23 protein-coding genes are annotated in these 16,888 nt (G+C 61.1%); 7 read left to right on the top strand and 16 right to left on the bottom strand.

Annotation, left to right across the window (positions count from 1 at the left end; translation table 11 throughout):
• The first annotated feature begins 35 nt into the window (after positions 1-35).
• On the top strand, positions 36-686 hold the full coding sequence (locus tag ACE4RL_RS07690; RefSeq protein WP_375599913.1) for a ThuA domain-containing protein: 651 nt from the start codon (positions 36-38) through the stop codon (positions 684-686).
• 9 nt (positions 687-695) lie between these two features.
• Here ACE4RL_RS07690 and ACE4RL_RS07695 read toward each other — a convergent pair whose 3' ends face one another.
• Positions 696-1,334, bottom strand: coding sequence for an NrsF family protein (locus ACE4RL_RS07695; RefSeq protein ID WP_375599914.1), 639 nt, complete (start codon positions 1,332-1,334; stop codon positions 696-698).
• Positions 1,331-1,855 carry a sigma-70 family RNA polymerase sigma factor gene (locus tag ACE4RL_RS07700; RefSeq protein ID WP_375600252.1) on the bottom strand — a complete coding sequence of 175 codons (525 nt, stop codon included), beginning with the start codon at positions 1,853-1,855 and terminating at the stop codon, positions 1,331-1,333. Before ACE4RL_RS07700 ends, ACE4RL_RS07695 begins: the two co-directional genes overlap by 4 nt.
• 256 nt (positions 1,856-2,111) lie before the next feature.
• Here ACE4RL_RS07700 and ACE4RL_RS07705 point away from each other — a divergent pair, with 256 nt between their 5' ends.
• The 4 genes from ACE4RL_RS07705 (at position 2,112) to ACE4RL_RS07720 (ending at position 6,377) form a co-directional block, all read left to right on the top strand.
• Positions 2,112-2,960, top strand: a complete 849-nt coding sequence (locus tag ACE4RL_RS07705; RefSeq protein ID WP_375599915.1) for a cytochrome b/b6 domain-containing protein — start codon at positions 2,112-2,114, stop codon at positions 2,958-2,960.
• Positions 2,957-3,748 carry a molybdopterin-dependent oxidoreductase gene (locus ACE4RL_RS07710; protein WP_375599916.1) on the top strand — a complete coding sequence of 264 codons (792 nt, stop codon included), beginning with the start codon at positions 2,957-2,959 and terminating at the stop codon, positions 3,746-3,748. The genes ACE4RL_RS07705 and ACE4RL_RS07710 overlap by 4 nt, the downstream gene beginning before the upstream one ends.
• A gap of 266 nt (positions 3,749-4,014) precedes the next feature.
• The gene (locus tag ACE4RL_RS07715; RefSeq protein ID WP_375599917.1) at positions 4,015-5,418 is read left to right on the top strand and encodes a DEAD/DEAH box helicase; all 1,404 of its coding nucleotides are present in this window, start codon (positions 4,015-4,017) and stop codon (positions 5,416-5,418) included.
• A 65-nt stretch (positions 5,419-5,483) separates the two neighbouring features.
• Positions 5,484-6,377 carry a 2-dehydropantoate 2-reductase gene (locus ACE4RL_RS07720; RefSeq protein WP_375599918.1) on the top strand — a complete coding sequence of 298 codons (894 nt, stop codon included), beginning with the start codon at positions 5,484-5,486 and terminating at the stop codon, positions 6,375-6,377.
• Here the strand turns inward: ACE4RL_RS07720 and ACE4RL_RS07725 are convergent.
• Both ACE4RL_RS07725 and otsB read right to left on the bottom strand, forming a co-directional pair.
• Entirely contained in the window at positions 6,331-7,800 is a 1,470-nt protein-coding gene (locus tag ACE4RL_RS07725) for a trehalose-6-phosphate synthase (protein ID WP_375599919.1), read from the bottom strand. The two genes, ACE4RL_RS07720 and ACE4RL_RS07725, sit on opposite strands and share 47 nt — an antisense overlap.
• Positions 7,801-7,863: 63 nt before the next feature.
• On the bottom strand, positions 7,864-8,676 hold the full coding sequence (gene otsB, locus ACE4RL_RS07730; RefSeq protein WP_375599920.1) for a trehalose-phosphatase: 813 nt from the start codon (positions 8,674-8,676) through the stop codon (positions 7,864-7,866).
• Positions 8,677-8,890: 214 nt separating this feature from the next.
• On the opposite strand from otsB, the gene ACE4RL_RS07735 reads away from it, so the two are divergent.
• A complete protein-coding gene (locus ACE4RL_RS07735; RefSeq protein ID WP_375599921.1) occupies positions 8,891-9,013 on the top strand; it encodes a hypothetical protein in 123 nt (40 codons plus the stop codon).
• On the opposite strand, the gene ACE4RL_RS07740 is transcribed toward ACE4RL_RS07735, so the two are convergent.
• From ACE4RL_RS07740 to ACE4RL_RS07760, 5 genes are all read right to left on the bottom strand, one after another.
• Complete coding sequence (locus tag ACE4RL_RS07740) at positions 9,010-9,633, bottom strand: nucleoside deaminase (RefSeq protein WP_375599922.1); 624 nt, start codon at positions 9,631-9,633, stop codon at positions 9,010-9,012. The two genes, ACE4RL_RS07735 and ACE4RL_RS07740, sit on opposite strands and share 4 nt — an antisense overlap.
• 6 nt (positions 9,634-9,639) lie before the next feature.
• Entirely contained in the window at positions 9,640-10,410 is a 771-nt protein-coding gene (locus ACE4RL_RS07745) for an META domain-containing protein (protein WP_375599923.1), read from the bottom strand.
• A gap of 83 nt (positions 10,411-10,493) precedes the next feature.
• Positions 10,494-10,994: an ureidoglycolate lyase gene (locus ACE4RL_RS07750; RefSeq protein ID WP_375599924.1), complete on the bottom strand. Its 501-nt coding sequence runs from the start codon at positions 10,992-10,994 to the stop codon at positions 10,494-10,496.
• A 2-nt stretch (positions 10,995-10,996) separates the two neighbouring features.
• Positions 10,997-11,815 carry a bifunctional allantoicase/(S)-ureidoglycine aminohydrolase gene (locus ACE4RL_RS07755; RefSeq protein ID WP_375599925.1) on the bottom strand — a complete coding sequence of 273 codons (819 nt, stop codon included), beginning with the start codon at positions 11,813-11,815 and terminating at the stop codon, positions 10,997-10,999.
• A gap of 73 nt (positions 11,816-11,888) precedes the next feature.
• The gene (locus tag ACE4RL_RS07760; RefSeq protein WP_375599926.1) at positions 11,889-12,068 is read right to left on the bottom strand and encodes a hypothetical protein; all 180 of its coding nucleotides are present in this window, start codon (positions 12,066-12,068) and stop codon (positions 11,889-11,891) included.
• Positions 12,069-12,286: 218 nt separating this feature from the next.
• On the opposite strand from ACE4RL_RS07760, the gene ACE4RL_RS07765 reads away from it, so the two are divergent.
• On the top strand, positions 12,287-12,421 hold the full coding sequence (locus ACE4RL_RS07765; RefSeq protein WP_375599927.1) for a hypothetical protein: 135 nt from the start codon (positions 12,287-12,289) through the stop codon (positions 12,419-12,421).
• On the opposite strand, the gene puuE is transcribed toward ACE4RL_RS07765, so the two are convergent.
• The 7 genes from puuE to ACE4RL_RS07800 form a co-directional block, all read right to left on the bottom strand.
• Positions 12,418-13,836 carry an allantoinase PuuE gene (gene puuE, locus ACE4RL_RS07770; RefSeq protein ID WP_375599928.1) on the bottom strand — a complete coding sequence of 473 codons (1,419 nt, stop codon included), beginning with the start codon at positions 13,834-13,836 and terminating at the stop codon, positions 12,418-12,420. The genes ACE4RL_RS07765 and puuE overlap by 4 nt on opposite strands.
• 103 nt (positions 13,837-13,939) lie before the next feature.
• Positions 13,940-14,374, bottom strand: a complete 435-nt coding sequence (locus tag ACE4RL_RS07775) for an SRPBCC domain-containing protein (RefSeq protein WP_375599929.1) — start codon at positions 14,372-14,374, stop codon at positions 13,940-13,942.
• Between the two features lie 11 nt (positions 14,375-14,385).
• The gene (locus ACE4RL_RS07780; protein ID WP_375599930.1) at positions 14,386-14,808 is read right to left on the bottom strand and encodes a DUF1801 domain-containing protein; all 423 of its coding nucleotides are present in this window, start codon (positions 14,806-14,808) and stop codon (positions 14,386-14,388) included.
• Between the two features lie 10 nt (positions 14,809-14,818).
• The gene (locus ACE4RL_RS07785) at positions 14,819-15,268 is read right to left on the bottom strand and encodes a DUF1801 domain-containing protein (protein ID WP_375599931.1); all 450 of its coding nucleotides are present in this window, start codon (positions 15,266-15,268) and stop codon (positions 14,819-14,821) included.
• Positions 15,261-15,488 carry a hypothetical protein gene (locus ACE4RL_RS07790; RefSeq protein ID WP_375599932.1) on the bottom strand — a complete coding sequence of 76 codons (228 nt, stop codon included), beginning with the start codon at positions 15,486-15,488 and terminating at the stop codon, positions 15,261-15,263. Before ACE4RL_RS07790 ends, ACE4RL_RS07785 begins: the two co-directional genes overlap by 8 nt.
• The gene (locus ACE4RL_RS07795; protein WP_375599933.1) at positions 15,485-15,808 is read right to left on the bottom strand and encodes an ArsR/SmtB family transcription factor; all 324 of its coding nucleotides are present in this window, start codon (positions 15,806-15,808) and stop codon (positions 15,485-15,487) included. The genes ACE4RL_RS07790 and ACE4RL_RS07795 overlap by 4 nt, the downstream gene beginning before the upstream one ends.
• 81 nt (positions 15,809-15,889) lie before the next feature.
• Positions 15,890-16,870: a LysR family transcriptional regulator gene (locus ACE4RL_RS07800; RefSeq protein ID WP_375599934.1), complete on the bottom strand. Its 981-nt coding sequence runs from the start codon at positions 16,868-16,870 to the stop codon at positions 15,890-15,892.
• Positions 16,871-16,888 lie beyond the last annotated feature (18 nt).

Genomic DNA, 16,888 nt, shown 5'->3' on the forward strand with positions numbered 1-16,888 from the left:
ATTCTCCGCGCCGTTTGATTTGCAGGGGAATGCTCATGCGCAGTGCTTTGATCGTTTATGGCGGCTGGGAAGGTCACGACCCGGAGGAATGCGCGACTATCTACCGCCGCTGGCTGCACGAAGATGGCTATTCAGTGCGCACCGCCACCGAGACCAGCGCTTTTGCCGATCCGTCCATTCACGATCTGTCTCTGATCATCCCGATCTTCACCATGAGCAAGATTGAAAAGGAAGAGGCCGAAAACCTCGCCAACGCCGTGCGCGGCGGTGTTGGTCTAGCAGGTCACCATGGCGGCATGTCCGATGCCTTCCGCGATTCCGTCGTGTACCAGTTCATGATCGGTGGGCAATGGGTGGCGCATCCGGGCGACATTCTCGACTATACGGTCGATGTCACCAAGCCCGACGATCCGATCATGGCAGGGATCAAATCCAGCTTTCCCTACACCTCGGAGCAGTACTACATGCATGTCGATCCCATGATCGAAGTGCTGGCTACGACAACATTCAGCGGTGAGCATGCTCCCTGGATCGAGGGGGCCGTGGTGCCCGTGGTATGGAAGCACCGATACGGTCAGGGACGGGTGTTCCACTCGACCTTGGGCCATTCGGCCAAGGAATTCGAGAACCCGAATTTCGCCACCATCATGCGCCGTGGTATCAACTGGGCAGCGCGGGACGAGTAGTCCAGCGCTTCACCAGCGCAGCAGGTATCGCCCAATGATCGCGCCCAGGAGCGCGGTCATAGCAATGCCCAGGGAATACCAGACGGCCATGAACATCATGCTGGTCTCCCCGCAGTAAAAGGCGTAGGCGGCGGCTCCAAAGCCGCCGGCCAGCAGCCCAGCTCCCAGGCCTGCAAGGGTTGGCGAGGCCGGCGCGAAGCGACGCATCGCAGCAAGCAGTATCCAGAGCAGGGGCGCGGCGGTCAGGATAATCAGCCAGGGGCAGACTAGAGCAGTTCCGCCCATCAGCACGGGCATCGCCCAGTCTGCCTGCATCCAGCTCAGCGTACCCGCCGCCAGTGCCAGCAAGATGGTCACGCCTGCGAGCAGGAAAGGCCAGACGCGGCGGCGGTCCGGGCGGGACAGTGCCGGAATGGCGATCAGCCCAAGGCCTCCCAAGCCGATGGTATAGGCCAGCTTGCCCCAGAACATGGAGCTACCCCAGGCGCCACCGAAGGGCCGCCCGACCAGCAGGTCCAGAAGGAGAGGTCCAATAAGGACGGTTGCAACCAAGCCGGTGGCTATGGCCAGGAACAGACGCTTTTCCAGCGCTTTTACGGGCGTGGGCTCAAGGTCGGCAGAGAGGCGATCGATCAGGTCATCAGTCATTTGCGGCTCCCTGCAAATTTGCTCATCAGGGATTTAAGACCGCGATGGATTGACACTTTCGCTGCCGTTTCGCTCATGCCGTGACGAGCGGCGGCCTCTGCCACGCTGGCGCCTTCGATGCGGGTCTGGCGGATGAGATCGGCGGTGCGCTCGGGCACTTCGGCCAGCACGGCGTCGACGTCGCGGCGGTCGGCAGCATGGGCGCTGTCATCGATGGCAAAGATCGGCGCGTCATCGGCCAGCGGTACTGTGGGACGGATGGCGTGGCGTCGCACATGGTCGACGAACTTATGATGCGCGACAGCATGCAACCAAGCCGTGAAGGGGCGGCTGCGGTCATAGGTCAATCGTTTGGAGTGCAAGGCCAGTAGTGTTTCCTGCACGAGGTCCTCCGCGTGCGAAGCATGGGACGGGCTCAGGCGCCGTGCGAACCAGGGTCGCAGATAGCGCGTAAGCTCAGCCAGCAGCCGACGATAGGCGGCCGCGTCGCCGTCGAGTGCGGCGAGCATCAACTCGCGCATCCGTTTTTCGGTCGCATCCGCCTGCATTTGTTCTCCATTCGCGCCTCGCTTCCAAGAGGTTACACAGCAGGTGCGAAAAAGCGAGCGCTGTACACGGCCGTGTGACCCTGTAACCTCGTCACACGGCGCGGCGAATGGTTGGGCAATATATCAGGGCTGGCCGAGCGCCAATAACATCGGCGTGATAGCAGCGCACGGACCATTGCGTTACCGTTGCTTGGGGTGGAACCCAATGCCATCCGACGAGGGGGAAAGCATGTCAGACGAGAAGGGCCCTGCGCCCGCAAAAGGACCGCTGGTCTACCGCCAGTCCATATGGACGCGTGTGACGCATTGGGTCTGGGCAATCTGCCTGTTCTTCCTGCTGCTTTCCGGTCTGCAGATCTTCAACGCGCACCCCACGCTCTATATGGGGCAGCAATCCGGGTTTGAGTTCGACAATGCCGTGCTCAGCATTGGTGCGGTCAACACACCAGACGGCCCTCGGGGCCGCACCACGATCTTGGGGCAGGAGTTCGATACGACTGGCGTGCTGGGTATGAGCGGTCCCGCCGCCAATCCCAGCTTTGTCGGTTTTCCCGGCGCGGTGACAATCCCTTCCTTCCGTGATCTGGCGACGGGGCGCGTAGTCCACTTCTTCTTCGGCTGGATATTCGTTGCGGCGCTGTTCATCTGGTTTCTCGCCTCGTTCATCAATGGCCATTTGCGGCGGGACATCTTGCCCAGGGCCAGCGACCTCGCAGGCCTGCCGCGCGATGCCCTCGACCATGCCAGGTTCCGCCTGCATCACGGCCGGAGCTATTCACCGCTGCAGAAGTTGAGCTACTTCACGATATTCTTCGTGCTCTTTCCGCTGATCATCCTCACCGGGCTGACCATGAGCCCGGGCATGGACGCGGCTTGGCCCTGGCTCCTCGATATTTTCGGCGGACGGCAAACCGCGCGCACCATCCACTTCATTGTGATGGTGTTGCTGGTGCTGTTCTTCTTAGTTCATATCATAATGGTGCTGCTTGCCGGTCCGCTCAACGAGCTGCGCTCGATGATCACCGGCTGGTATCGCACCAGCCCCGGGACGCCGAGCGAACAGGGAGACAAGCCATGAACCGCTTGATCGTAAATCGCCGGAAGTTTCTAGTTGGCACTGCCGCGTTGGGTTCGTCCCTGGCGCTATCTGGATGCAACCAGTTTGATTTTCTTGGACAGCGCGGCAATCCGGTGCGGCAGGCGCTGGAACAGGCCAATGTGCTGACGTACCAGGTGCAGCGGACGCTGATCGGAGACCAGGTGCTGGCGCGCGAATATGCCGAAAGTGAAATCCGTCAGGGACAGCGGCCGAATGGGTCAACCGATCCCACCACGGCCGAATACATGTTCCTGCGCCAGGCCAATTTCGAGCCCTATCGCCTGACCATCAAGGGCATGGTCGAGCGGGAATTGAGTTTCTCGCTGGCCGAATTGCGCAACATGCCGGCACAGACACAGATCACCCGCCATGATTGCGTCGAGGGCTGGAGTTGTATTGCCAAGTGGACGGGCACGCCGCTTGGCCCGATCCTGGATCAGGCGGGGGTTAAGCCAGGTGCGCGCTATTGCGTCTACCACTGCTACGACAATATCCAGCGCAGCCTCTCGGGTGACATACTCTACTATACCAGCTCTGATCTGGTGGATGCCTACCACCCTCAGACGATCCTGTCCTACGGTCTGAATGACCAGGTCCTGCCGGTGAGCAATGGGGCACCAATCCGCCTCCGGATCGAGCGGGCCTTGGGCTACAAGCAGCCCAAATATCTGCACACCATCGAGCTGGTTGATGACCTCTCTCCCTTCGGTCGCGGCAAGGGTGGCTATTGGGAGGACAATGGCTATGACTGGTATGGGGGGATCTAGGGCAGGGCACCCATGCGCCCCCGGCGCTTGCCTTTTTCCGCCAACTCCCCCATATGAACGGGACGTCGCGGCAGAATAGCCGCCGATGGACTTCTCTTCTTACTCATGCGGTGAGCGGCGAAGTCAGCCCGGATATCGATAACACGGTCCGGGTTTGAGCCAGCACCCGCGCGATCCTCCAAATCGCCCGATTGCATAACTTGATAAGCGCCACCCGCTTTGGGCCCGGCGCCTGCGCGATTTCGCGCAAGATGAAAGACAAGAATTTGAACGACTTCAGTTCGCTCGGTCTGCCGACCCAAATCACTGACAGCCTGACTGCCAGCGGCTTCACCGAGCCCACGAAAATCCAGTCCCAGGCGATCCCAAAACTGCTCGAGGGCCGGGACATGCTGGGTATCGCCCAGACTGGCTCGGGCAAGACGGCCGCCTTCGGTCTGCCCATCCTGGCCGACATTCTCGGCCTGACAGGGCGCCCACGACCCATGACCACGCGCGCGCTTATCCTGGCGCCGACGCGTGAATTGGCTGTACAGATCGACGAGAACATCCGCAAATTCGCCGGCTCGAAGATGAAGCTCGATACCGTTCTCGTTCTGGGCGGTGTCTCGCGTTATCACCAGGTGCAGAAAATCGCCAAGGGCGTCGATGTGGTCGTTGCGACCCCCGGCCGTCTCAAGGACCTTCTGGACGACAACAAGATCCGCCTCAACGAAACCCGCTGGCTGGTGCTCGACGAGGCTGACCGCATGCTGGACATGGGCTTCATTGCGCCCGTCCGCGCCATCGCCAAAGCCATCGGATTGCGGCGCCAGACCATGCTGTTTTCGGCAACCATGGCGGCGGAAGTGGAAGATCTGGCCAAGTCGCTCCTGAAAGAGCCCATCAAAGTCGAGGCAGCACCGCAAGGTTCGACCGTGGTCAAGATCGACCAGCGTGTCATCATGTCCGGCTCCAAGGCCAAGCGCGGTGTTCTCAACGACCTTTTGGCCGATGAGGCCGAAGGCATGGAACGGGTCATCGTCTTCGCCCGCACCAAGCATGGTGCAGACCGCGTTGCCAAAAACCTGGCCATTGACGGACACGACGCGGCGGCCATTCACGGCAACAAAAGCCAGAACGCTCGCCAGGCGGCGCTGAAGGGATTTGCGAGCGGAGGTGTCCGTATTCTGGTTGCCACCGACATTGCAGCGCGCGGCATCGACGTTCAGGGCATTACGCACGTGGTCAATTATGACCTGCCCGACGATGCGGAGAACTATGTGCACCGCATCGGCCGCACCGGCCGTAACGGAGCGTCGGGTAAGGCGATTACCTTGTGTGATGGCACTGAGAAATCCAAGCTGCGCGATGTCGAGCGGCTTATCCGCCGGACCTTGCCGGTCTCGGGCGATGTGAATCTGGTCGAGGAAGCACCGGTGCAGCGCCAGCTGCGTAATATGCCCGGTGCGCCAGGCGGCGCGCGGACTGCCCGCAACCCCAAGCCCAAGAGCCAGCGCAAGTTCAATACGCCACGACCGGGTGGTGAGCGGACCAAATCTGCCGAGGGCAGGCCACAGGATGGACGGTCCGCCGGTGCTAAACCGAACGGCGCGAAATCGGGCAAGCCGCGCTGGTCCAAGGGTCAGCGCGATGTCGGGCGGGCACGCCGCGCTTCGGCAAACGCATAAATCCGTCAAATCGGTTACAAGCACGGGCGGCCTTCGGGTCGCCCGTTTTATTTGGAGGGATTGTCGTGACGTCTATTGCCGTTATTGGGCCGGGTGCCATTGGGGGCACGCTGGCAGCCTGGCTGGCGCAGAACCCGGAATTTGAGGTTCTGGTTTGCGCCCGTACACCGCTGCCCGATCTGGTGGTCGAGACACCTCAGGGAAAGATTACTGCTGCGCCAGAGGTTTTCACCGAGCCATTGCAGGTTCGTCCCGTCGATTGGGTCATTGTCGCGACCAAGACCTATAGTGCCGAGGCGACAGCGCCTTGGCTGGCGGGGCTCTGTGGCCCGGATACGCGCGTGGCGATTGTTCAGAATGGTGTCGAGCATGTGCGCCTGTTTGCCCATCTCGTGCCCGAAGAGCGGCTTGTGCCGGTGATGATCAATCTGCCGGCGTCACGCTTGGCGCCGGGGCGCATCGTCCAGAACCGTCACGGTATTATCGCCGTACCCTCAGGACGCAATGGCGACGCCTTTGCCGCGTTGTTCGCTCATACGGAAATCGAAGCGGCGGCCCATGCCGATTTTCTGAGCCAGCTCTGGGTCAAGCTTACCGGCAATTGCGCGGCCATTGTTCCGGCCCTGACCTTGCGCGCGACCGGACCAGTCTGGTCCGACGACATGGAGGCGCTAATCCGGGCCCTGGTGGAGGAATGTGCCGCAATTGGACGGGCCGAAGGCGCCGATGTTCACCATAGCGTGGTTGAATCCACCATCGAGACCATGCGCAATATGAAAGAGGGGGCAATTGCCGGATCCATTCATGCGGACCGACTGGCAGGTAACCCTATGGAGATCGACGCCCGCAACGGCGTCATCGTCCGGCTTGGCGAGAAACATGGCATTGCCACGCCCGCCAACCGAATGCTCGTTACGCTGCTGACGGCGTCGGGGACTCCATGGCTTCCGACATCGTAGCCGGCTGATCGCCAGTCGAGCCGAGGTAGAGCACATCGCGCGTGGCGCTCGGCTTGTCCGGTCCGCCCTGCGTCAGATGTTCAAGAAAGCTGACGGCCCAGTCATCGACATTGTGCCGCTGTGCGGCGTCCATAAGCGCCCGCCAGCGGTGCCGGCGTTCTTCGAGCGGCATGTCGAGCGCCATGCGCAGCGCTTCTGAGGTTTCGTCGGTGTCAAAGGGGTTGACCAGCAAGGCCTCAGGGAAGATTTCTGCCGCACCGGCGAAACGGGACAGCACCAGGACGCCGGGGTCGTTGGGGTCCTGGGACCCGACAAACTCGTGGGCCACCAGGTTCATGCCATCGCGCAAGGGGGTCACCAAACCGACCCGGGCCATGCGGTAGAGGCCGGCCAGGCTCGGTTGCCCATAGGCGCGTTTGACATAGGTCAGCGGTTGCCAGTCAGGTTCAGCAAAGCGACCCATCACGCGACCGCACATGGCATCCAGCGTGTCGCTGGTTTCCTGATACTCCTTGATGCTGTCGCGCGATGGCGGGGCGACCTGCAGCATGTGCACGGAACGGCGCAGCCTGGCATTGTTGGCCAACAGCTTCTCGTAGGCTTCCACGCGTTGCGGCAGCCCCTTGGAATAGTCGAGCCGGTCGACGCCAAGGATCAGGCGCTGGTCGCCCAATACCCGCTTCATGCGATGGATCATTTTGGTGGCGGCGGGGCTGGCGGCGAGCCGCGCAAATGCGTCGGGATCCGAGCCTATCGGAAATGCCTCTACCTCGGTGCGGCTGAAATCGATCGCCTGCACTTTGTGGCCACCAAAGGTGGAAGGCGCCTGATGCTCCGCAAATTCGGTGAACGCTGCCACGTCGCGCTTGGCCTGCATGCCGACCAGGTCGTAGCGCGACAGGTCGCGCATCAGCTCCTCATGGTGCGGAATGGCATAAAGCGCGTCAGTCGTAGGGAACGGAATATGCAGGTAGAAGCCGATGCGGTTGCGCGCGCCGAGCTGGCGGAGCTCGGACGCCAGCGGGATCAGGTGATAGTCATGCACCCAGACCACGTCATCGGGCTTGAGCAGCGGGAGAAGCGCCCGGGCGAATTGCTGGTTCACCCGACGATAGCCCTCGTACCAATGACTTTCTATTGTCGCCAGATCGAGCCGAAGGTGAAAACTTGGCCAGAGGATCGAGTTCGAAAATCCTGCATAATAGGCGTGATGATCTTCGCGGCTGAGGTCGATCTGGGCAATTTCGAGACCATCGATATCCTCAATTCGGGCCTCGCGAGCAGGCTGATCGGTCAGCTTACCCGACCAGCCAAACCAGAAGCCCTCTCTTTCACTCAGTACCTTGCGCAGGGCCACGGCGAGCCCGCCAGCTGCGGGACCCTTGCCGGGGGTGCGGTTTGATACAATGACGATGCGGCTCATCTGGCTAGTGCCTCGTGTCTGGTTGAACATGTGTGGGCGCCGGCGGGACCGGCGGTCGACAATTCAGTGCGCAGTGGTCTCCGCCAAGATTGGCGTTGCCAGGGCGAGATCGCGCGCCCCAGGCTGGCCTGTGGCGATCTGGGTTAGCCCCTCAAGCAGGGCATAGACAGAAGCGACGTCCGCTATCCGCATGCGCGCAACGGTCTTTCCCGGCCCAAGCTTGATGCCGATGCCGCCCAATTCCTGCGCCACCCGGAATCCGTCCTCATCGGTCCTGTCGTCGCCGATGAAAATCGGAGTGCGGCCGACGAAGGGTTCTTCCTGCATGAAGGCCCGCAGCGCGCTGCCCTTGTCAAAGCCTGCCGGGCGAGCCTCGATGACCATTTTGCCCGGCACCAGCGTGAAGTCGGGATGGGGCGCAATGGCTGCCTGCATGGCCTGAAGGCACTCTTCTTCCAGCTGGGGGGCCTGTCGGAAATGCAGCGCGACTGCCCCGTCCTTTGGCTCCAGGATCAATTCAGGATGCGCCTCGAGCAAGGGTCCGACAGCGGCGGCGATGTGCTGGGCACTGTTGCTGATTTCGCCATCCAACTCGATAAGGGTGCCGTCGGCCCGCCGGCGCTGCGCCCCGTGTGCGCCAGCAACGGGCAAGTGCAAAGGGCTGAGGAAGCGGTCGATATCGGCGATCTCACGCCCTGTGATCACGGCAAAGGCATGATCGAAGTCGCGGGCTGCGCGGTCGAGTTGGTCCGCTAGATCAGCCGGAACGTCCACGGCATCAGGCGTTTCGGCGATTTCGACGAGCGTGCCGTCGAAGTCGGTGAAAATGGCGAGCCGCGGGGCCGCGCCACCAGACTGTGCAATCGGTTTGGACATGGTTTCCCCCTTGGTGGCACTGATGGTCATAGCCTGCAACGCACCGGGCAGCAAAAAGTTCGGCCGACATGGCTGCCATGCGCCCTGTGGGATTTATGAACGTCACATTAATGGTGCATTGGTCAATGGTTCAAATTGGCACGAATAGAAGGAGGACAAGGCGGAACGGGCGGGTCCCGAACCGACCGACACAGCAATGAGGGTCCTTCACATCATGTCACAGCTTCTGCTGACCGCGCTGTTCGCCCTGTCGATCAGCTTTCTGACATTCGCCGCCTCGTTTGCCGAGGCGCCGCGCAGTGAGTTTCTGCCAGCAGCGGTCGCCAACCTGGACTAGGCCAGCGGAATGCCCTTATTGCCCTTGTCCTTCTGGTAGCTTTCAGAAAGTTCGGCATAGAGCGCATTGAGGTCGTCGATGCGCGCCAGCAAGGCCTCGCGATTGCTGCGATCCAATCCCGCGATCATGTCCTGCAGGCCGTGGCTGGTCCAGAAATCGTTGCTGCGATTGTAGAGATCGCGCCCGGGAGAGACCTTGCCGGTCTCGGGTTCGGGCACCGCATAGACGGCTTTAAGGATCTGGATGTCGTAGGGAATGGCGAAGCTGTCGCGGCTGTCCTGGTGGCTGAACAGATAGTAGAAATTGTCGAAGCCCGACCAGGTTATGCCTGAAAGACAGAGTGAGCAGGGTTCGTGCGTCGCCAGAAACAGGCACTCGTGCGTTGCCGGTCGCTGGTCCGGTGACAGTTCGAAAAACCGTTTGATGGCATGCATCTCGCCGTGCCAGAGCGGGTTGTCGATCTCGTTATTGGTCTCTGCGACGACCACGGACAGGTCCGATTTCCTCAGAATCGCGGCGCCGAACAGCTTGTTGCCGCGGGCCACGCCCCTGGTCGTGACGGGAACGATATCGTTCTCGATGACATCGAGAAGGCGGGATATCAGTTCGGCAGTCTCCAACCGCTTCTACTCCGTTGTGCGCACCAGGCCGATGAGGGGGATGCCCGCAGCATCGAGCAGCCGCAGTCCCTGATCGTCAAGCTCATAGGATGCCACGGCGGCCAGTGCAGAGAAATAGGCGACCTCAATATCCATTAACTCCGGCGCGCAGGCCATGCGAGTGGCCGCTGCGGGACTAAAGGATAGGGCAGGGGTATTGATGCTGGCCTCGGTGAAATAATTGTTGCACCCGCCGAACCCGCCGGCGCGGTGGTCTGGGGCGATGGAGAGAGTGGGGGGCTTGCCAAGAGCGGTCGGGCGACCGCCGACGCTGGTGACTGTCCAGAGCGTGTCGAACAGTTCCGTTGGCGTGACGGGCATTGGCAGTGCTGGTGCTGGTGGTGGGGGTGGTGCTGGCTGGCGGTAGAGCAGAATTGCCGTGGATCGGCTGTCGCCCAAGGAGACCGGGGCGGGTTTCGCCGTGCTGAACAGGACCTGGCCGGAACTGGAGATTTCCGCAATCAGGCCGTACTGGCCAGACGAGCCCGCAAGGTCGGAATGCACGTTGAGCGCAAATGCAATCGGTACCTGCCCCTTGGCCGGAATGCCCGCCGAAGCGCCAACAACCGGGGTCATCGTAGTGAGATCCACAAGTGTGACCCGCAGCCAGGCGTCGGCCGGCAGTTCCATGCGTTCGCGATAGGTCACGGTTCCGTGCAGTGTCGTCGCGGCCGATGCCTGTCCCGATAGCATCATCAGCAGCAGCACGATCGCGTGGATGAGCCTTGAAAGGTGCATTCCCGCCTCCATCCCTCTAATCAGATAAACTACAGCAAGCGGATGTCGGTTGCGAGGCGCGCGGATATTCAGGGTTACCGGGGTCAGGCCGCGACGATGGTCCAAGGGCGTTCGAAGTGGTGTTCCTCAAGATTGTTGCCCTCGCCGCCGCGGTCAACAACGAGAAAGTCGCTGGTCTTTTCCAAAGGGGTTAAAACGCCGTGCCAGACGTTGATCGCGATGTTGACGCCCTGTCCCGGGGAAGGGCGGAAGGCGCGCAATCGTGTGGGTTCACCACGATTGTCCTGGGCCACGATTACCAGCCATGGATGACTTGAGAGCGGAAAGAAGGCTTGGCTGCCCAAGGGGTGGCGTTCCATCATCAACAGGTCGAGTGGCAGGGCATAGGGTCGGCCACGAAAGATCGAGATCAGCGGACGGGCCGCGTCCCCTGCCAGTTCGATCCTTGCCAGATCGTGGTAGCGTTCGGTCATGCCCAGATTGATCGGATAGTGCTCGGCCTGCTCGGTCTGGATGATCTGGCCGAACGGGGCGAAGGCCTCGGTGGTCAGGGGCTCGGTAAAGATGGTGCTGTTAGCAGGCATGATCAGAACGGTAGTTTGGCGTGGCGGTTGACGTCCTTGTAGAGCAGGTAGCGGAACCGCTCCGGTCCGGCATAGCAAGCCTGTGGGCAGAATGCGCGCAGCCACATGAAATCGCCTGGCTCCACTTCGACCCAGTCCCGGTTGAGACGATAAACGGCCTTGCCCTCGAGCACATAGAGCCCGTGCTCCATCACGTGGGTTTCCTCGAAAGGAATGACGGCGCCAGGCTCAAGCGTGACGATGTTGACGTGCATGTCGTGGCGCAAGTCATCGGGTTCCACAAAGCGGGTGGTGCCCCAGCGTTCATTGGTGTCCGGCATCCATCGGATAGGTTGGTCCTGATCGCTGGTAACGAAGGCATCTGGCATGGCGACGCCTTCGACGGCGTCATAGCGTTTACGGACCCAATGAAAGCGCAGGGGGCCGGTCGATTTGTTTGCCAGGCTCCAATTGCTGCCGGGTGGCAGGAAAGCGTAACCACCCGCCTTGAGCAGGTGGGTCTTGCCGTCCACGCCAAGCGTCATTTCGCCGGCCAGAACGAACAGAACGCCTTCTGCCTCCGGGTTGGGTTCGGGGCGCTCGCTGCCTCCGCCGGGGGCAACCTCGACAATGTACTGCGAAAACGTCTCGGCGAAGCCGCTCATGGGGCGGGCAATGATCCACAGCCGGGTATCGCGCCAATGCGGCAGATACGAGGTAACGATGTCGCGCATCACACCACGTGGTATGAAGGCATAGGCCTCTGTGAAGGTGGCTCGACCTGAATGCAGGTCCATCTGGCCGGGCAGGCCGGCGCTGGGGGAGGCGTAGGAACTGGCCATAGCTCGCTTCGGATAGTGTCGTGCTGGCCCGACCTTAGTGATTTGCGCCTGCCGAGGCCATGGGTCTTGCGCCTCAGGCATCAATGCTGTGGTTGAGCCTGCTCAGCATGGCGGCGGCGTAGGCCGCGTAGGGGCCTATCCGGCGCTCATGGATGGCGTGCACCGGCAGGGCATCGAGATGATTCCAGCGCTGGCGGCCACGGCGTTCCGCCACCACCATGCCAGCGATCATGCAGGCCGGTTGGTTCTTCAATCCGGCCGGTATCGTTCACCTCCTTCGCCAATCCTAGGCTCTGCGCAGCTTCCTTCCCGGTGGCTCGCGCAATGGGAGCCATCAGCCGAGCAGATGGCGGTGGCCTCGAACGGCATGCTCAAGGCCATTGACCAGACCTTCAGCTAGAAACGGTTTTCCGGCTCGCTGATCGTTAAGGTTACCCATTTTTCAACACTTGGCGCTATGGTCGAGGGATCATGCGTCACGTGTTGCTCAGTATTGGCGTTTCCCCGCACCATTGGGTGCAGCACAACCTGCCTTGGCTCGCTGTGCTGGCCATCGTTTTCGGCTTCGGACGGGACGAGGACTGGGCCGGCGGCCGCGACCACTAAGGCAGGACCGCCTGAAGTCGCAGCAGAGCAATCCTCTCTACTTGCGCGCAAGCGGCCGCAAACTCCTCGGCTGCCGTATTGGCAATGCGCTGCTCGAAATTGTCCAGGATCGACGCCTTGGTGTGATCGCGCACTGCTATGATGAAGGGAAAGCCGAATTTTTCGACATAGGCATTGTTGAGCGCCGTGAACCTGTTGCGCTCATCATCGGTCAGCGCATCGAGACCTGCGGAAGCCTGTTCGGCAGTCGACTCGGCAGTCAGGCGCTTGGCGGCCGCGAGCTTTCCGGCGAGATCGGGATGGGCGCGCAGAACGGCCAGCCGCTCTTCAGGCGTTGCCATTCGAAACTGGCTGCGCAAGGCAAAATGCAGCCCGATGGCCGTGTCATTGGCCGGGCTCATTTCGGCTTCCCAAGCGCGTTCTGCAATCCAGGGCGAGTGTTCGAATATGGAGCCATAACGGGCCACGAATTCGGCCTTGTCGAGCTGGCTCGGGATCACCTCCGGAGCCTCGTGAGGGTGTTCCTTGGCCCAATGCCGAGCGATGTCGAGACGCGTGGGGACCCAGACCTTGTCGAAGGTCTTGATATAGTCGATGAATTTCTTGAGGCCCTGATAGCGGCCGGGCTGGCCGACCAAGCGACAATGCAGGCCAACCGACATCATCTTGGGTGATCCGGCCTGACCTTCTGCATAAAGGCAGTCGAAGCTGTCCTTGAGGAAGGTGAAATACTCCTCGCCAGTGTCGAAGCCGGGGGCCGTGACAAAGCGCATGTCATTGGCGCTCAACGTATAGGGAATGATCAGCTGTGGCTTGCCACCAACGACCTTCCAATAGGGCAAGTCGTCGTCGTAAGTGTCTGAGATATAGGCAAAGCCACCATAGTCGGCCACCAGGTCGACCGTGTTGAGGCTCGAACGGCCCGTGTACCAGCCGAGCGGGCGCGAGCCGGTGGCAATGGTATGCAGCCGAACGGCTTCGGCGATCTGGGCGCTTTCCTCGACCGCCGGCATATCCTTGTGCTGCACCCATTTCAGCCCGTGGCTGGCGATCTCCCAGCCGGCCTCTTGCATCGCCGCAAGCTGAGCAGGTGCCCGCATCAAGGCCGTGGCGACGCCATAGATCGTGACCGGCAAATGGGCCTCGGTGAACAGGCGATGCAGGCGCCAAAACCCGGCGCGGGCTCCATATTCATACATGCTCTCAACATTGGCATGGCGCTGGTTCGGCCAGGGTGCAGCGCCCAATACGTCAACCAGAAAGGCTTCAGACGCATCATCGCCATGCAGAATATTGTTCTCCCCGCCCTCTTCGTAGTTGAGCACGAATTGCACCGCGACATGAGCGCCACCTGGCCAATTGGCGTGAGGAACGTTGCGGCCATAGCCGTGCATGTCGCGGGGGTATCGGTTCATCGGGAGGTCTCTTCAACGTCAGGCGGGACACCCGATGGTAAGCAGAAGCAGGGGTGGGGCGCTAGGGTGGTTCCGTTGCAACCGGCAAACCATCCCCGCCTTATCAAGAGGAAGGGCGCGCGCCGACAAGTTTTTCCAGCTTGGCCAGAAACTGCTTCCAGCCGGCATGCGCGCCGCCATAAGCCTGCTTCTGCTCCGGGCGGAATCCAGTCTGTTCGACCTTGAGATGGGTACCGGCGGCGGTAGGGGTCAGTGTGTAGGTGACTACGCTTTTCAGGGCGTAGAGCGGGTCATCATTGTCGTGATTCCAGGCGTAGGACAGGGATCTCTCGGGCTCTATCGAGAGCACCTCGCAATCGAGCACACCGCCCCATTCGCCGCGCAGCTTGAACTTGTGTCCGACCTTGAGATCGAAATCATTGTGCATCAGCCATTCGGAGATCAGATGCGACTGGGTCAGGGCTTTCCAGACTTTTCCGGCCGGCTGGGGGATTTCGCGCTCCACCACGACGGTGCGGGTTTGAGTGGCGGTGGTCATACCAGCGGTACCTACATCCTGGATTTCTTGACGGCGGCTTCGCCATTGGCGGCAGCTGCGGCTCTTATCAGGCTCTTGAAAGCTGTTTCGTCAATCGCTTCGCCCTCAAAGAAGTCGATGGCACGACGGACATCGCCTTCAAGGCTTGAGTTGAATAGCCGGTCGGGGTTCTCAAGCGCGGCGCCCTTGGGAAATGTGGTCTTCACCGCAGCTTTATAGACCTCGCCGGTACACAGAATGCCGTTATGCGACCAGACCGGCTTGCCCCATTTCCACTCCTCGACCACATCGGGCAGGGCCTCATGGATCAGCTTGCGGATATGGGCCAGTTTTTCCCCGCGCCAGTCGGGCAGATCGGCAATGCGCTTGTCAATCAGTTCTGCCGGCGTGGCGCCTGTGGCCAGATCGGCCGCGCTGTTCTTTGAAAAAGTCATGGCCTAATCCTCACAGCTTTTCGCCAGGCAATTGGCTGGCCTGCTTTACCCAGTCGGCGAACTGATCTTCGTCCAATGCCTCGTTCTCATAAATATCGAGATAGCGCACCTTGGCCTGCTTGGAGGTGCCCGGAGGCTTGGGTTCAAGACCGGCGCCATTGTGGAAGGCGACTTTCACGTATTTGGTCATGCAGTGATAGCTGACGAAATAGACGTCCTGCTCCAGTCCATAGAATGGCGTGTTCCATTTGACGGCCTTCTGCACGTTCGGGATGGCCTTTTCGATAATAGTATCGAGTTTGCGGCCCACATCCTTCTGCCAACCGGGCATGGCGGCGATGTAGCGCTGCACCACTTCGTCCCCATAGCCCTTGGCAATCTGTGGATTGCCACCAGCAAGCCGGACAATTCCGTCCGGCCCGGGCTTCAGCGGCGGGCGTTTGGCTTTGTTCTCAGGCATTGGTCAAACCGGTGCGGCGGCGGCCGAAATAGTGCTGGAAGAGCATGAACAGGCCCGAACCGAGCAGCAGAAACAGCGGTAGCAGGGGTGAATAGGTGATGATTGGCGGCACGCCGGCCTGACCCAGAAAGCCGATGGCGACGAAATTGGCGGCCACCGTCAGGGTGAAGACGATGGAGGCCCACCGATGGAAACTGCGGTTGAAACGAGAAAAAGTCACTGGTCGATCCTTGTCAGCAAATCTTCGAGGGCGTCGAGCCGACCCTCCCAGAAATTGGTCATTTCCCTGGTCCAATCCATCAGGGGGCGAAGGGCCTGGATTTGCGCCGTGTAATGGGTCTGCCGGCCTTCATGCCGATCTCGCACCAGCCCCGCCTCTTTGAGCACTGCGAGGTGCTTGGACACGGTCGGCTGGGCCACCCCGGCGCCGCTGGTCAGCATGCCAACGGTCTGCTCGCCTTCTTTGCAGAGCCGCTCGAATATCGCTCGCCGGGTCGGGTCGGATAGCGAGCGGAAGACAATGTCCTGTTGCTGGGTCACGGCAATTCATTCATCGTTGGCTATGAATTAAATTCATAGCTGATCATGAATGAATGTCAAGCCAACCGGCATCTGTGGGGGCTAGACGGCGCCTGGCAGGGACAGGGCCTCAAAATAGGCCTTCGCATGCTCGAAGAAAATCGCCGGGGCCAGATGCAGTGCACTGCCGGAGCGGACCAGAATGCCGAAACGGTTGGTGGGCAGGCCGCCATCGTGCAGGGGGCGGAACACCAGCCGGCCCGCCGCGATCTCGTTCTGGGCGCCGATCGGGGTCATGATCGAGGCATAGTGTCCACCAAGCGCCAGTTCCACCAGCATGCGGATGGAGTTCGCCTCGACCAAAGGCGGGGTGATGCTGGCCGAGGATCTCAGGAAGGGTTCTATGACCTCGCGAATGGAAATCTCGGGCTTGCCGACCGCCAGGGGGTGGTCAAGGCAATGTGCCATGGTCAGGCTGCCGGCTTCGGCCAAGGGATGGCCTGGCGCCATGACGACGCCAATGGAGACATCCCGTCGGAAGGCCAGATCGACCTGTCGCGGCGGCTTGGCAATGAAGCCGAAGCCGATGTCTATGCGCTCCTCCACAAGGCGCTCGACCACCTCGGCAGAGGATGTGATGGAAACCTCGAGATTGAGCCGTGGGTAGCGCTTGCCAAAATTGCTAATCAGCTCGGGTAGGAACGACAGCCCCACGCTTTCGGCGGCCGCAATGCGCACAGAGCCTGCTCGCACTCCGCGCAAGAGTTCTATTTCCGATACAGCCGCTTCCATGGGCGCGGTTAGCCGGCGCGAATGACGGAAGAGAATTTCGCCGGCGGGCGACAGTCGAAGGCGCCGTTTTTCGCGCAGGAACAGTGCAATGCCCAGCGCGTCCTCCAATTGCGCGACCTGCCGGGTTACTGCGGAGGAAGCGATGTCGAGCCGTCGCGCTGCTTCTCGGATCGACAGATGCGTGGCGACAGCATTGAAATAGATCAAGGACGGCTGGTGAAAGACCCGCGCCAGGAGGCTCGCGGAGAGCGCGTGTTCGCGCGGTCGTTCCAATTGTGCCCGCGGATCCATGTCACTCTCCATTGCTGC

This window comes from Devosia polycyclovorans, from assembly GCF_042181575.1.
GTDB classification, from domain to species: Bacteria; Pseudomonadota; Alphaproteobacteria; order Rhizobiales; family Devosiaceae; genus Devosia; species Devosia polycyclovorans.

Bases quoted from the DNA above. Each gene is read 5' to 3' on its own strand.
- ACE4RL_RS07695 (WP_375599914.1), bottom strand. From the start codon at position 1,334: ATGACTGATGACCTGATCGATCGCCTCTCTGCCGACCTTGAGCCCACG.
- ACE4RL_RS07785 (WP_375599931.1), bottom strand. From the start codon at position 15,268: ATGCCTGAGAACAAAGCCAAACGCCCGCCGCTGAAGCCCGGGCCGGAC.
- ACE4RL_RS07755 (WP_375599925.1), bottom strand. From the start codon at position 11,815: ATGGCCAGTTCCTACGCCTCCCCCAGCGCCGGCCTGCCCGGCCAGATG.
- ACE4RL_RS07780 (WP_375599930.1), bottom strand. From the start codon at position 14,808: ATGACTTTTTCAAAGAACAGCGCGGCCGATCTGGCCACAGGCGCCACG.
- ACE4RL_RS07725 (WP_375599919.1), bottom strand. From the start codon at position 7,800: ATGAGCCGCATCGTCATTGTATCAAACCGCACCCCCGGCAAGGGTCCC.
- ACE4RL_RS07735 (WP_375599921.1), top strand. From the start codon at position 8,891: ATGTCACAGCTTCTGCTGACCGCGCTGTTCGCCCTGTCGATCAGCTTT.
- otsB (WP_375599920.1), bottom strand. From the start codon at position 8,676: ATGTCCAAACCGATTGCACAGTCTGGTGGCGCGGCCCCGCGGCTCGCC.
- ACE4RL_RS07775 (WP_375599929.1), bottom strand. From the start codon at position 14,374: ATGACCACCGCCACTCAAACCCGCACCGTCGTGGTGGAGCGCGAAATC.
- ACE4RL_RS07745 (WP_375599923.1), bottom strand. From the start codon at position 10,410: ATGCACCTTTCAAGGCTCATCCACGCGATCGTGCTGCTGCTGATGATG.
- ACE4RL_RS07750 (WP_375599924.1), bottom strand. From the start codon at position 10,994: ATGCCTGCTAACAGCACCATCTTTACCGAGCCCCTGACCACCGAGGCC.
- ACE4RL_RS07705 (WP_375599915.1), top strand. From the start codon at position 2,112: ATGTCAGACGAGAAGGGCCCTGCGCCCGCAAAAGGACCGCTGGTCTAC.
- ACE4RL_RS07710 (WP_375599916.1), top strand. From the start codon at position 2,957: ATGAACCGCTTGATCGTAAATCGCCGGAAGTTTCTAGTTGGCACTGCC.
- ACE4RL_RS07700 (WP_375600252.1), bottom strand. From the start codon at position 1,855: ATGCGCGAGTTGATGCTCGCCGCACTCGACGGCGACGCGGCCGCCTAT.
- ACE4RL_RS07800 (WP_375599934.1), bottom strand. From the start codon at position 16,870: ATGGATCCGCGGGCACAATTGGAACGACCGCGCGAACACGCGCTCTCC.
- puuE (WP_375599928.1), bottom strand. From the start codon at position 13,836: ATGAACCGATACCCCCGCGACATGCACGGCTATGGCCGCAACGTTCCT.
- ACE4RL_RS07765 (WP_375599927.1), top strand. From the start codon at position 12,287: ATGCGTCACGTGTTGCTCAGTATTGGCGTTTCCCCGCACCATTGGGTG.
- ACE4RL_RS07690 (WP_375599913.1), top strand. From the start codon at position 36: ATGCGCAGTGCTTTGATCGTTTATGGCGGCTGGGAAGGTCACGACCCG.